Here is a 13,253-nt window from a genome sequence, read left to right as displayed (position 1 = left end):
CATGTCCAAGCTCTTGTTATCGGCGGCCGTTTCGGCCGTCCTTTGCGCATCTGCCGCGTCCGCGCAGACATCCGATGACGCGCGCCGCGCCGAACTGCTCCGCCAGCGCGCGGCGATCGATGCCGAGCTGGCCAAGCTCGATGCCGCTGCACCGAAGGCACAAGCGGCACCCTTTGCCGTCACGCCGCCCGGCACCGACGAGATCTTCGTCACCGGCAAGGCGCTGTCGCTCACCACGCAGGTGAGCGGCCAAACGGTAACGACGGTCGACGCGACCGCCTTCCGCAACACGCCCGCGACGACCATCGCCGACATCGTCCGGCTTTCGCCCGGCATCGCTGTCACCCAGGGCAACGGCCCGCGCGACGTCGGCGTCTCGGTGCGCGGCTCGAATGCGCGCAACGGGTTCGGCGCGCGCAATCTGCAGGTGTTCGAGGATGATTTCCCCGTCACCCAACCCGACGGTCTCGCCCGGTTCGACCTCACCGATCCGCATGCCTATGGCGCAGTCGACGTGGTGCGCGGGCCCTCCTCGGCGCGCTACGGCAATTACGCGCTGGGCGGCGCGGTCAACTTCCGCACCCGCTCGGGCCGCGAGATCCAGGGCGTCGAGGCCGGATTCGACGCGGGCGGCGATGGCTATGCCAATCTCTATGCGACGATCGGGCACGCGACGGCGGGCCATGACATCGCGGTGTTCGGCAGCTATGTCCGCGGCGACGGCGCGACCGGCCATACTGGCTACGAGACCGGCACGCTCAACGCGCTGGCTAAGTTCGAGCTGGGTAACAGCGACCGTGTGGCGTTGAAGCTGATCTACAACGAAGGCGATTTCCGTCTGTCGACCCGGCTCTCGTACAACCAGTATCTCGCCAATCCCTATCAGCAGGGCTGCCAGGCGGCGGCGACCGCCGCGCCGGGCTGCGGCACCATTTCGGTGCTGGTCAACGGCATCAACGGCGCGCGGATCGCGCAGACCGCGGACGAGGGCAATCTCGCGCGCAACGATCGCCGGACGATCGTCGGCACCCGCTACGAGCATGATCTCGGCCCGACCACCACCTGGCGCACCCAGGCGACCTTCGACAGCCGCGTGGTCAACCAGCCGACCAGCGCGACGCCTTTCAAGGGCACGCTCGACAGCTACAACCTCACCTCGGACGTGACCCATCACGGCCGGATCGTGGGGATGGAGTCCACCAGCTTCGTGGGCGTGTTCTACAACTATCTCGACAACCAGAGCTACAGCTTCAACAAGACTCCCGCCGGCCGCAACGGCTTCGGCGCGCTGACCCAGACGGTGTTCGGCGACGTCCGCAACCTGGGGGTGCGCGCCCGCGAGGAGCTGCAGCTCACCGGGCGGCTGCAGGCGATCGCCGGGATCGGGGCCGAGCGCTCGATCCTCGACGTCCGTCAGACCGCCTATACCTATCCGGTCGGGACCAACCCGGTGCCCGCCTATATCCCCGCCGATCGCCACTTCACCAATGTCGCGCCCGAGGCGGCGCTGTTCTGGCAGGCGGTCGATGCGGTGCGGCTGCATGCGCGGGTGGGGACGGGCTATGGCATCCCGCAGGCCGGCAACCTGTTCGTCACGCCGGCGGGTGTGGCGGGCAACAACGCCAGCCTCAAGGCGCAGCGCAATACCGGCGTCGATCTCGGCGCGGAGGTGGCATTGGGCAGCAACTTCAAGGCCGAGCTGACCGGCTATTATGAATGGTTCACCAACGAGCTGGTCAGCCAGTCGGCCGGCGTGAACCTGCTCGCCTATACCTCGAACGTGCCGCACTCGGTGCATCGCGGCGTCGAGCTGGGGGTGAGCTGGAAGCCGCTGCCGGGGCTGCTGCCCGGCGCCAAGCTCGACGCGAGCTACAGCTATAACGACCAATATTATACCGACTTCCAGGAGCGGCTGACCGCCGGTTCGGTGTCCGCGGTCCTCGATCGGAACGGCAAGGCAATTCCTGGCGTGATCCCGAATTTCGTCAATGCGCGCCTTGGCTATGACCAGCCCACCGGCCCACTGCAGGGCCTGGGCGGCTTCGCCGAGCTGGGGTATCGCGACCGCTTCTTCGTCGACAACAGCAACCTGCTGGCGATGCCCTCGGCGACCTTGGTCAACCTCAACCTCCATTATGACCCGCCAAAGGGCAGCGGTCCGCTCTCGCGACTGAGCTTCTATGCCTCGGTGCAGAACCTGTTCGACGTCACGTACGTGGGCGCGGCCTCGGTGATCTCGAACAGCCTCGCGGCCTCGGGCGCGGAGAACCCGGCCTCGGTCCTCGCCAACACCACCGGCTCGGTCTACGCCGGGCAGCCGCGCACGGTCTATGCCGGCGTCAAGGCACGGTTCTGAGGGGGAGGGGATCCATGGCGCATAGCCGCAATCGGCGCTGGCCGAACACCGCGACCGTTTGGCGCTGGCACTTCTACGCCGGCCTGTTCTGCATCCCGTTCGTGCTGTGGCTGGCGGTCACCGGCGCGATCTACCTGTTCCGCCCGCAGGTGGAGGCGCTGATCGACGCGCCCTACGCCAACCTCGCCATCACTGGTCCGCGCGCCTCGGCGGCGGAGCAGGCGGCCGCTGCCGTGCGGGCGGTGCCGGGATCGGTGCTCCACCGCTACCAGCTGCCCGATACCGACCGTGAGGCAGTACAGATCATCGTCGGCAAGGGGCAGAACGAGACGCGCGTCTATGTCCATCCCCAGACGCTTGCGGTGCTCAAGACCGTCGACGAGGACCAGCGGCTGATGCGCGTGGTGTTCCGGCTCCACGGCGAGCTGCTCGCCGGCACGCTGGGATCCTACCTGGTCGAGCTGGCCGCCTCCTGGACGATCGTGATGCTGCTCTCCGGCCTGTTCCTGTGGTGGCCGCGCCGCGGGGGTCTGGGTGGCATCGTCTATCCGCGGCTGGGGGCGGGCGGGCGACGCTTCTGGCGGGATCTGCACGCTGTCACCGGTTTCTGGGTCTCGGCCTTCGCGCTGTTCCTGCTCGTCTCGGGACTGCCCTGGGCGAAGAGCTGGGGCGGCTATCTCAAGGCGGTACGCGGAGTGTTGGAGGGCCACCCCGTCAAGCAGGACTGGACCACCGGCAGTGCCGACGAACTCCGCCAGCGCGCCGCCGATGCCGGCACCCGCGCGATGATGGGCGAGCATGCCGAGCATCACGGCATGGCCATGGCGCACCCGGCGGTGTCCCTCGTGCCACTAGACCGGCTGATCGCCACGCTCGGCCCGCTGCGGCTGGCGACGCCGGTGCTGGTCTCGCCGCCGACCGGCCCCGGCCAGCCCTGGACCGCCAAGTCCGATGCCGCCAACCGCCCGCTGCGCACCGACCTGACGCTCGACGGCGAGACGGGCAAGCTGCTCTCGCGCAAGGAATTCGCGCAGCGGCGACTGGTCGACCGGCTGGTCGGCTACGGCGTGGCGATCCATGAGGGGCAGGCGTTCGGCTGGCTCAACCAGCTGCTCAACCTGTTGACCGCGCTGGGGCTGATCCTGCTCGCGGTGAGCAGCGTGGTGCTATGGTGGCGCCGGCGACCCGAGGGCGTGCTCGGCGCGCCGCGGGCCGGCGAGCCGCGGCCGGCGGCGCTGGCCTTTTTCGCGCTCGTGATCTCTCTGGGGCTGTTCCTGCCGCTGATGGGGATCAGCCTGCTCGCGGTGCTGGTGGTCGAGCGGCTGGTGCTGGTCCACCTGCCGGGCGTGCGGCGCTGGCTGGGACTGCGCGGGGCGCGCGTATCGGCCTGAAATCAAGTTGCGCCAGCCGGAACGCCTCTTGTCTCAACGCTGTCATCACGGCGAAAGCCGGGATCCATTCACCTCTCGGTGACTGCAGGAGCCGATAGCGAGACCTCAATGGACCCCGGCTTTCGCCGGGGTGACGGCTTGGGGAGCAGGGATGGGCTCTTGTCCGTGCAGCTTGGTATGAGCCGCAGATTTGCCGCCCGCAGGTGCAGCGGTTAGCCTTGCCCCCGGAACCTATCGCCGCGCTGTTGCTATAAGTCACGGCCGCGTAGGGCCGCAGGGGGAAGACGATGCATCCGGTCGACACGTTTGAGCTGGTCCTCGTGCTGTTCTCGGCGATCATCGCGCTGCACTGGGCGGCCGAGCGGCTCTCGTTCCTGCCCTCGGCAGCGCTGCTGCTCGGCGGCGGGGCGCTCGCCTTCCTGCCGAACTTGCCCAAGGTGTCGCTCGATCCCGAGCTCGTCCTCGTGCTGTTCCTGCCGCCGCTGCTGATGGACGGCGCCTATTATGCCGCGTTCGGGCGACTGCGGCGGCATCTGCCGGGCATCCTGTCGCTCGCGGTAGGCGCGGTGCTGTTCACCACGCTGGTCGTGGGGCTGGTGCTGCACCTGCTGGTGCCGGGGCTGCCCTGGGCGGCGTGCTTTGCCCTCGGCGCCATCGTCTCGCCGCCCGACGCGGTCGCCGCACGCTCGGTGCTGCAGCGGGTGCAGCTGCCGCGTCGTCTCCTGGCGCTGCTGGAGGGCGAGAGCCTGATCAACGACGCGACCGGGCTGGTGCTGTTCCGCTTCGCCGTCGCCGCCACGCTCACCGGCAGCTTCAACGCGCTCGATGCGGGGACGAGCTTCGTGCTGCTGTCGATCGGCGGCGTGGTGGTCGGCACCGCAGTCGGCTTTGGCGGCAAGTTCATCCTGCGCCGCCTGCCGGACCAGACGCTGATCGTCGCCACCGCGACACTGCTCAGCTGGGCCGCCTATCTGGCCGGCGAGGCGCTGCACGTATCGGGCGTCATTGCCGTGGTCGCGGCGGGCATCGTGTTCGGCTGGTTCCAGCACGAGGTGCTGCCGGCGCGGGTGCGGATGCAGGGGGCTGCCTTCTGGCGGACGCTGGTGTTCAGCCTCGAAGCGCTGGTGTTCATCCTGATCGGCTTCTCGCTGCGCGGGGTGCTCGATCGCGTCGGGCTGGAGCGGGTGTTCACCTCGATGGCGCTGCCGGTGATCGGCATCGTCGTCGCGGTGCTGGTCACCCGCTTCGTGTGGGTATTCGGCAGCGAGTTGCTGCTCGGCACGCTCAAGCGGACCGGCGTGTCGCAGGTGCGGCCGCTCGGCTGGCGGCAGGCGACGGTGCTGTCCTGGGCGGGAATGCGCGGCGTCGTGACGCTGGCCGTCGCGCTGTCGCTGCCCAATGAGATGCCCGGGCGCGACCTGATGCTGGTCAGCGCTTTCGCGGTGATCCTCGCAACGGTGGTGCTGCAGGGCGCCAGCCTCGGCTGGGTGATCCATGCCATCTCGCCGCAGGATCGTGATCCGCCGCCCAACGTCACGCTGGTGCAGGCCGAGGCGGCGATCGCCCGCGCCAAGCGCGTCGAGGTGGAGGCGCGCGCCTATGACGCAGACGGCAAGCTGGTTCATCCGCGGCTGCTCGAGGAATATCGCAAGCGCGACCATGTCACCGAACGCTACGCCGGCGATGCCAGCACCTACATGCCCGGCATCCGCGCGCATTTCGACATCGTGCTCGCGGCAGTGGCGGCGGGTCGCAAGGAGTTGCTGCGCCTGCACCGCGAAGGCGAGATCGAGGACGAAGTGCTCCACAATCTGGAGCGCGATCTCGACCTCGAGGAACTGGGCGCATTGTTCCAGGGCGGCGAGGGCGCCGATATCCATGGCCCGGGAGAACAAGCGTGACCGATCCGCAGCCTCCATCCTTCACGATCCGTCCGGCGATGGCGGCGGACCGCGCGCAGCTCGGCCGGCTGGGCGCGCAGATGGTCGCGGTGCACCACGCCTTCGACGCGCGCCGCTTCATCGCGCCGACACCGGAGACTCCCGACGTCTATGGCGGCTTCCTCATCCGCCAGATCGGGCGGCCCGAGTCCGTGCTGCGCGTGGCGGCGGCGGGCGATGCGGTGCTCGGCTATGTCTATGCCGGGGTGGAGGGCAACGACTATATGGCGCTGCGTGGGCCGGCGGGCGTGATCTACGATCTGATCGTCGCGCCCGATCATCGGCGTCAGGGCATCGGCCGAGCGCTGCTCGACGCGGCGATGGCGGCGCTGGAACCCCATAAGCTGCCGCGGCTCGTGCTGTTCACCGCCGAGCGCAATGTCGAGGCGCAGGCGCTATTCGCCTCGGCGGGCTTCCACCGCACCATGGTGGAGATGACCCGCGACCTCGCCTGAGCGTCGAGCGACCCAAGGAACCTTTGCAGGATCGGAGAGCTATGGCTAGGGGCCGCACGGTCAGGCGGCTGGAGCGGGCGTGAACCGAAGCGAAGACGACACCGACGCCGAAGCGCGGCGGCGCAGTGCAGCAGTGCGGGCGAAGCGACGGCGTCGCGTCGCGGTGGCGTTGCTCGTGCTGGTGTCGGCAAGCGTGGCGACGGTGTGGCTACAGCGGCGGACGATCGCGCAAGGCTTTGTCGACCGCGAGCTGGCGCGGCGCGGCGTGCCCGCGCGCTACACGATCGCGCAGCTCTCCCCCTGGCGCCAGCGGCTGACCAACGTCTCGATCGGCGATCCGCGCAATCCCGACCTCACCGCCGACTGGATCGAGCTGCGCACGGCCCTGTATCCGTGGCGCGCCGAACTGCTGGTGGCGAAGGCGGGCACGGTGCGGGTGCAGGGGCGGATCGTCGATGGCGCGCTCTCGCTCGGGTCGCTCGACCGGCTGATGCCGCCGCGTTCGGGCAAGCCTTTCTCCCTGCCGCGGCTCAGCGTGGAGGTCGCGGACGCGCAGCTGCGGCTGGATAGCGATGCGGGGCTGGTGGTGCTCGGCCTGCGCGGCAAGGGACTGTTGACCGACGGGTTTGCCGGGACGCTTCGCGCGCAGTCCGGGCAGCTGCACCTCGGGGGCTGCGACCTTCTCGGCCTCGGTGCCGAGATGCAGGTCCGCATCCGCAAGGGCGCGCCGAGCCTCACCGGGCCGTTGGCGGCGCAGCGGCTGGCGTGCGGCGATATCCAAGCCTTGCAGCCGAGCGGTACCGTCCGCGTGACGCTCGATGCGGCGTTTGTCGGCTGGAACGGCGATGCACGGCTGGGTCTGGCGTCCCTGCGCTCGGCTTATGGCAGCCTTGGCCGCAGCGACGCCCGGCTGGATTTTGCGGGAGACCGAAGCCGAACGACGGGCGCGGTCACCCTCCAAGGCACGGATGCGCGGACCGACGCGATGCGCGCCCGTATCGTCGACGCGTCCGGACGCTATGCCGTCGGTACGGTGATGGCCTTTGACGGCCGCATCAGCGTGCGAGATGCGGCGATTTCTGCAGCGTTGCGCGGGCAGATGGGTAGCTATCGCAAAGCAGTAGCAGCCACGCCGGTGGGGCCGCTCGCCGCCAGGTTCGCCTCGGCGGTGGATGCCGCGGGGCGCCAGTTCGGCGGATCGGCGACGCTCGGGATCGCCACGCGCGGGAGCGGCGCCACGATCCGGGTGAATGCTGTCGATCTTACTGCACGCTCCGGTGCGCGCGTCCGCTTTGCGGGCGAGCAGGGCGCGGTGCTGGATGTCCCCAAGGGCGCGGTCGCGCTTGCCGGGCAGCTGTCGCTGGGCGGCGGCGGGATGCCGGACCTTACGCTCGATCTCCTGCAACGCCCCGGCAGCGACCAGCTCCAGGGGACCGGCACGCTGCGCCCATATGCGGCGGGCGGCGCGCGGCTGGCGCTGGCGGACCTTTATTTCACCATGCGGGGCGGAGCAGGCTCGGCGCGCACCGTCGCGACGCTGTACGGCCCAATCGGTAGTGGCCGGGTCGACGACCTCTCGATGCCGCTGGTCGCGCGCTGGAGCGGCCCGAGCGTGCTGGTGAACCCCGCGTGCGAGACGCTCGGCTTCGCGCGGATCACCGCCGCCGGCATGGTGCTGCGGGGCCATCGCCAGCGCCTGTGCCCGATAGGCCCGGCGATGCTCGCCTGGAACGGCAAGCACCTTACCGGCGGCGTCCGCACCGGTGCGATCGCCTTGGCGGGCAGCATGGGCAGCAACCCGCTCAGCCTCGCAGCGAGCGATGCGCGCGTGGACTTGGCCCGACAGGCCTTCGACCTGACCGGCGTTGCGGTCCGCATGGGCGCGGACCGACCGACGCGGCTTGATGTCGGCCAGCTCCAGGGCGCGTTCGGCAAGACGCTCGGTGGCAGCTTCGATGCGCTGGGCGGGCAGACCGGCGCGGTGCCGCTGGTGCTCTCGCAGGGCAAGGGCAGCTGGCAGGTCGCCGATGGCGGGCTCGCGCTGCTCGGCAGCTTCCGCCTCGCCGATGCCGAAGCCAGCCAGCGCTTCGAGCCGCTGCTCGCTCCCGCAGGACGGCTGACGTTGCGGGGCAATCGGATCGAGGCGCAGGCCGATCTCGTCGGCACAAAACGGCCGGTCGATGTCGCCAGGGTGTCGATCACCCATGATCTCGGCGAGGGCGTGGGGCAGGCGCTGCTCGACGTGCCGGGCATCCGCTTCAAGACCGACGGCCTCCAGCCGCTCGAGCTCACCCCGCTCACCCTCGGCGTGATCGCCGATGTCGACGGCACCGTGGCGGGGTCGGGGAGCATCGCATGGGACAGCGAGACGGTGACCAGCAGCGGCCGCTTCACCGCCACCAATGTCGCGCTGGCGGCAGCCTTCGGCCCAGTGCAGGGGCTCACCACCGAACTTAACTTCACCGATCTGCTCAATGTGCAGACCGCGCCGGTGCAGGTGGCGACGGTCGCCGAGATCAATCCCGGCGTGCCGGTGCGCGAGGGCGTGTTCCGCTACCAGCTGCTCGACAGCCGCCGGGTGCGAGTGGAAGGTGCGCGCTGGCCCTTCGCCGGGGGCGAGCTCGTCCTTGAGCCGACCACGCTCGACTTCAACGAGGCGGGCAAGCGCCGGATGACCTTCCAGGTGAAGGGCGTCGACGCCGCCCTGTTCCTCAAGGAAATGGCGTTCGACAATCTCGACGCCACCGGCACCTTCGACGGCACGCTGCCGATGATCTTCGACGAGACCGGCGGCCGGATTGAGGGCGGCGAGCTGCGCGCCCGCAAGGGCGGGCACATCGCCTATGTCGGCGAGGTCTCGCGCGAGAATCTGGGCACCTGGGGCAACATGGCGTTCGAGGCGCTCAAGTCGCTTGACTATCGCAACCTCGCGATCCGGATGAACGGGCCGCTGGCCGGCGAGATGATCACCGACATCAGCTTTTCCGGGCTCAGCCAGGGGCAGGGCACCAAGTCCAATTTCCTGATCCGGCGGCTGGCGAAGCTGCCGCTCGTCTTCAACGTGCGAATCAACGCGCCCTTCCGCCAGCTGATGGACTCGGTGCAATCCTGGTACGATCCGCGGCGCCTGATCGAGCGCAACCTGCCGGCGTTGATCGAGGAGCAGAAACGTGCGCAGGAAGCGGGCCCCAATGCGGTTCAATCCACCGTTCAGCCCGCCGAAAGCACAACCCGTCCATGAAAGGCATGTCTATGAGCTTGGAAGCATGAAACAGGGTTTGTCTCTTCGGCTGGGGGCATGCGGGATTGCCCCGCTGGCGCTGCTCGGCGGCTGCGTCACGGTGAACGCGCCCGACAAGCCGATCGTGATCAACCTCAATATTTCGATCACCCAGGAAGTGGTCTATCGCCTCGACAACAAGGCGAAGGCCATCATCCAGGACAATCCGGGGATTTTCTGATGCGACAGTTGCTCTCGACCTTCGCCATGGCAGCCGCAATCGCGGCGGGCGGCATCGCCCCGGCCTATGCCCAGCGCGACCCCGCCTATCAGGCGGCGCGCCAGCAGGGTCAGGTGGGCGAACAGCCCGACGGCTATCTCGGCATCGTCGGCGCGGCCTCGCCCGAGCTGCAGGCGATCGTCAACAACATCAATATCCAGCGCAAGCGCCAGTACACCCAGCAGGCAGCGGCAAGCTCCACCGTCGAGCAGATGGCGTTCGTCACGGGCTGCAACCTGATCCTGCGCACCGCGCCGGGCGAGAAGTATCGCGCACCCGATGGCCGCTGGCTGACCCGCGGCGCCGACGCGCCGGTGCGCGACCCGCGCTGCCTCTGACCCCCGCGGCGTAGCGGGGGCTCACCCTCGCTTACGCCATCGTACGCCCCGTCCCGCCTAACCGGACGGGGCGCATGCGGTCGGCCCCAGGTTCGTGCAGGCGCGTCGCCAACAGCACGAAGGGACGGGCGCAGACCCCATGCATCGCCGATTTTCGCCTGCTTCGGCCCGCCGCCCCCGCATGTGGCTGCGCCTCGCGCCGCTGGCCGTCGTCGTGCTTGGCGGTTGTACCCGCCCAGGCGACCGGCTTGCGCCCCAAAGCTTCGATCGTCCCTGGACTCCCGCGACGAGCGCTAGCGGCGAGATCCTGCCGGTGCCGGCGGACAAGGCTGCGCCTGCCCCGGCAGCCGGTTATGTCCTGCCCGAGAACTCCGCGCTGGCGACGCTGCCGTCCGCGCCCGATACCGATCCGCAACATGTCTACAGCCTCACCGAGCTGGTGGACCTGGCGCATACCGCCAATCCGAGCGTCCGCGTCGCCTGGTACGAGGCGCGCAGCGCGGCGCTGGTGCCGGGCATCGTCCGCGCCAGCCATGGGCCGCGCATCTCGGCGACCGGCGTCGGCGGCGGCGTGGTGAGCGGCGGCTATCTCGGCAAGGGGGTGAACGGCGAGGACCGCGATTCCAACGGCGGCACTGCGGTCGCGGCGATCTCGCTCGAATGGCTGCTGTTCGATTTCGGCGGCCGCGAGGCGCAGATCGCTGCGGCGCGCCAGCAGGCGATGGTCGCCGACATCGCCTTTACCGCCGAGCACCAGCAGGTCACCCATCAGATCTCGCTGGCCTATTATGACGACGTCGCCGCGCGGTCGCGTTCGGCCAATGCGGACCGCGCGGTCGAGCTGGCGGCGCAGGTCCAGGCGTCGGCCGAGGCGCGCTTCCGCCGCGGTGTCGGCACCACGATGGAGGCGGCGCAGACGCGTCAGGCTACCGCCCAGTTGCGCCTCGCTGCCGTGCAGGCGCGAGCCGCGGCCACCGACGCGAGGCTGCGGCTGATTACCGCGATCGGCCTGCCGCCCTTCACCAAGCTGCGCATCGCCGACACCGGGGATCGCACGCTCGCGCCGGCAATGGCCGACATGGCGGAGGAGGCCGTCGCCAAGGCGCTCTCCCGCCGTCCCGACATGCTCGCGGCGCTCGCCAGCCGCAAGGCGAGCGAGGAAGGCGTGCTGGCCGCCCGCGCCGACTTCAAGCCCAAGATCTTCGCATCGGGCACCGCCTCGCACATTCGCGGCAACCGCGATCTGACGACACTGCCGGGCACCGGCGGGGAATCGGCGACGCTCAACGTCTCCGCGCGGCGGACCAGCGGATCGGTGCTGGTCGGCCTGCGGGTGCCGCTGTTCGACGGCGGGCTGCGCGCCGCGCGGCTCGAACAGGCGCGCGATCGGGTGGAAGGTGCTTCGGCCAGGCTGGAGGCAACACGCAATCGTGCCGTGCTCGAGATCGTCACCGCCGAGAACGGGCTGCGCGCGGCGTTGGAGGCGAATGCTGCCGCCGAGGAATCGCGCAGCGCGGCCCGCACCAGCTTCGATGCCGCCTTCGCCGCGTACAAGAACGGCGTGGGTGCCATTGCCGAGGTGAGCCTGGCGCAGCAGCAACTGCTCGCCGCTGAAAATGCGGTGAGCGATGCGCGTGCCTCTGCGCTGCGGGCAGCGGCGACGCTAGCGCTGGCGACCGGCACGCTGGGTGCTGCGCCGGAATGATCCGTTAGCCCTGCATCTCACTGCCGCTAGCGCTCGCTTACGCCGTGCGGGCGCGGGGCGGCCTATCGTCCCTATCCTCTGGCGGGCCCTGCCCGCGTCCATTGGCTTGCCCTTCCGGGAGGCACCGTGTCCACGAAGCCGTTCGATTACGCAGCAAAGCTTGATTATGCGGGGAAGACGGCAGCGATCATCGGGGGCGGGGTGATCGGCGCATCCTGGGCGGCGCTATTCGCCGCCAACGGGCTGAACGTCGTCATCAGCGATCCCGACCCTGATATCGAGACCAAGGCGCGGACGCGCATTGCCGCTGCGATGCCCGCGCTGGTGGCGCTGGGGCATGCGCCGTTCGACATCGGCGAACGGATCCGCTTTGTCGACGACCATGCTCATGCCGTGGCCGATGCCTTCATCGTGCAGGAAGCCGGGCCCGAGCGGCCGGGCTTCAAACAGGGCCTTTGGGAAGTCGTCGAGGGCGCCGCGCCTGCCGACGCGCTGCTGTGCAGCTCCAGCGCGGGCATCCCCGCCTCGCTCCAGCAGACCGAGATGCGCGATCACACGCGCCTCCTCATCGCGCACCCGATCAACCCGCCGCATCTGATGCCGCTGGTCGAGGTGGTGCCGACGCAGACGACCGACCCCGAAGTCACCGCCCGCGCCGTCGCCTTCTATGACGGGCTGGGCAAGGTGACGCGCGTCATCCGCAAGGAGGTACCGGGTTTCGTCGCCAACCGCCTGCAGGCGGCGATCTTCCGCGAGTGCGTGGCGCTGGTGCGCGGCGGCGTGGTGACGATCGACGAACTCGACGATATCGTCACGACGTCGCTCGGCGTTCGGCTTGCCACCTCGGGCCCCTTCCTGTCGCTTCATCTGAGCGGCGGGGACGGCGGCTTGCCGCATTCGATCGAGCAGCTCGGGCCGCCCATGGAGCGGCTGTGGGAGTCGCTGGACGCGGCGGACTTCGATCCGGTCACCAAGGAGCTGATCGCCCGGCAGGCCGACCAGTCCTATGGCGCCTGGCCGATCGCGCAGCTCGCGCAGAGCCGCGAGGCCAAGGAAATCGCCGTCCTCAATGCGCTTGCCGCGACCTGATGCTCAGAACCGCTTCCTGCGGTGCGGGCGGACGACCGAAGACACCGAGGCCTGGCGCTCTTCGATCCAAGCGATGAACCGGTCGTGCCCGGAGAACTCCAAGCGAATCTCGTCGTTCAGGCTGCGCACGATCGGGCAGGTGAGGAACCGATCGATGTTGCGGGACCAGATCTTCCACATCCGCGGCCGGACATAACCTTGCTCGCGTAATTCGTAGAGTTCGAGAATCAGGTGCAGCACCTGCAGCAGCCCCGGCAGGATCCGAGCAACTTCCTCGGGGGGAAGCTCGGCGGTCCAGATCGGCAGCAACTCGGTGCGCAGCATGTGGCGTATGGTCTGCAGGCGATCGGAAAAGGACAGGAATATCTGTGCGTTGAGCTGGCGGGTATTGTTCCGCATGCCAACATACACGGCGATCATGCCGACGAACACGCCACCCGTGGTCATCAGTCGAAGAACAGTTTCCAACATCACGCCCG

Annotated in this window: 10 protein-coding genes; 9 read left to right on the top strand and 1 reads right to left on the bottom strand. The window is 69.2% G+C overall.

All coding sequences use genetic code 11. The annotated features are described in order from the left end of the window. Window position 1: 1 nt before the first annotated feature. The 9 genes from ABIC35_RS07210 to ABIC35_RS07170 all read left to right on the top strand — a co-directional run bounded on the left by ABIC35_RS07210 (window position 2) and on the right by ABIC35_RS07170 (window position 12,774). Window positions 2-2,356, top strand: coding sequence for a TonB-dependent receptor family protein (locus ABIC35_RS07210; protein WP_121077918.1), 2,355 nt, complete (start codon window positions 2-4; stop codon window positions 2,354-2,356). A gap of 14 nt (window positions 2,357-2,370) precedes the next feature. Further along, window positions 2,371-3,747, top strand: a complete 1,377-nt coding sequence (locus tag ABIC35_RS07205) for a PepSY-associated TM helix domain-containing protein (RefSeq protein WP_121077916.1) — start codon at window positions 2,371-2,373, stop codon at window positions 3,745-3,747. 287 nt (window positions 3,748-4,034) lie between these two features. Further along, complete coding sequence (locus ABIC35_RS07200; protein ID WP_121077914.1) at window positions 4,035-5,648, top strand: Na+/H+ antiporter; 1,614 nt, start codon at window positions 4,035-4,037, stop codon at window positions 5,646-5,648. Continuing rightward, complete coding sequence (locus tag ABIC35_RS07195) at window positions 5,645-6,142, top strand: GNAT family N-acetyltransferase (protein WP_220667360.1); 498 nt, start codon at window positions 5,645-5,647, stop codon at window positions 6,140-6,142. The genes ABIC35_RS07200 and ABIC35_RS07195 overlap by 4 nt, the downstream gene beginning before the upstream one ends. A 79-nt stretch (window positions 6,143-6,221) precedes the next feature. Then, window positions 6,222-9,383: an intermembrane phospholipid transport protein YdbH family protein gene (locus ABIC35_RS07190; RefSeq protein WP_121077910.1), complete on the top strand. Its 3,162-nt coding sequence runs from the start codon at window positions 6,222-6,224 to the stop codon at window positions 9,381-9,383. A gap of 25 nt (window positions 9,384-9,408) precedes the next feature. After that, the gene (locus tag ABIC35_RS07185) at window positions 9,409-9,603 is read left to right on the top strand and encodes a YnbE family lipoprotein (RefSeq protein WP_121077908.1); all 195 of its coding nucleotides are present in this window, start codon (window positions 9,409-9,411) and stop codon (window positions 9,601-9,603) included. Continuing rightward, on the top strand, window positions 9,603-9,980 hold the full coding sequence (locus ABIC35_RS07180) for a YdbL family protein (protein WP_121077906.1): 378 nt from the start codon (window positions 9,603-9,605) through the stop codon (window positions 9,978-9,980). The genes ABIC35_RS07185 and ABIC35_RS07180 overlap by 1 nt, the downstream gene beginning before the upstream one ends. Window positions 9,981-10,119: 139 nt before the next feature. Then, the gene (locus ABIC35_RS07175) at window positions 10,120-11,685 is read left to right on the top strand and encodes a TolC family protein (RefSeq protein ID WP_121077904.1); all 1,566 of its coding nucleotides are present in this window, start codon (window positions 10,120-10,122) and stop codon (window positions 11,683-11,685) included. A gap of 126 nt (window positions 11,686-11,811) precedes the next feature. Further along, entirely contained in the window at window positions 11,812-12,774 is a 963-nt protein-coding gene (locus ABIC35_RS07170; RefSeq protein WP_121077902.1) for a 3-hydroxyacyl-CoA dehydrogenase NAD-binding domain-containing protein, read from the top strand. A gap of 3 nt (window positions 12,775-12,777) precedes the next feature. On the opposite strand, the gene ABIC35_RS07165 is transcribed toward ABIC35_RS07170, so the two are convergent. After that, window positions 12,778-13,245 (bottom strand): hypothetical protein, encoded by a 468-nt coding sequence (locus ABIC35_RS07165; protein ID WP_354278387.1) that lies wholly within the window; start codon window positions 13,243-13,245, stop codon window positions 12,778-12,780. Window positions 13,246-13,253 lie beyond the last annotated feature (8 nt).

It is taken from the genome of Sphingomonas trueperi (genome assembly GCF_040545965.1).
GTDB lineage: Bacteria > Pseudomonadota > Alphaproteobacteria > Sphingomonadales > Sphingomonadaceae > Sphingomonas > Sphingomonas trueperi_C.
Note: the sequence above shows the minus strand (reverse complement) of the source record. Positions and strands in the feature narration are given on the sequence as shown.

Bases quoted from the DNA above. Each gene is read 5' to 3' on its own strand.
- ABIC35_RS07210 (WP_121077918.1), top strand. From the start codon at position 2: ATGTCCAAGCTCTTGTTATCGGCGGCCGTTTCGGCCGTCCTTTGCGCA.
- ABIC35_RS07205 (WP_121077916.1), top strand. From the start codon at position 2,371: ATGGCGCATAGCCGCAATCGGCGCTGGCCGAACACCGCGACCGTTTGG.
- ABIC35_RS07200 (WP_121077914.1), top strand. From the start codon at position 4,035: ATGCATCCGGTCGACACGTTTGAGCTGGTCCTCGTGCTGTTCTCGGCG.
- ABIC35_RS07185 (WP_121077908.1), top strand. From the start codon at position 9,409: ATGAAACAGGGTTTGTCTCTTCGGCTGGGGGCATGCGGGATTGCCCCG.
- ABIC35_RS07180 (WP_121077906.1), top strand. From the start codon at position 9,603: ATGCGACAGTTGCTCTCGACCTTCGCCATGGCAGCCGCAATCGCGGCG.
- ABIC35_RS07175 (WP_121077904.1), top strand. From the start codon at position 10,120: ATGCATCGCCGATTTTCGCCTGCTTCGGCCCGCCGCCCCCGCATGTGG.
- ABIC35_RS07165 (WP_354278387.1), bottom strand. From the start codon at position 13,245: ATGTTGGAAACTGTTCTTCGACTGATGACCACGGGTGGCGTGTTCGTC.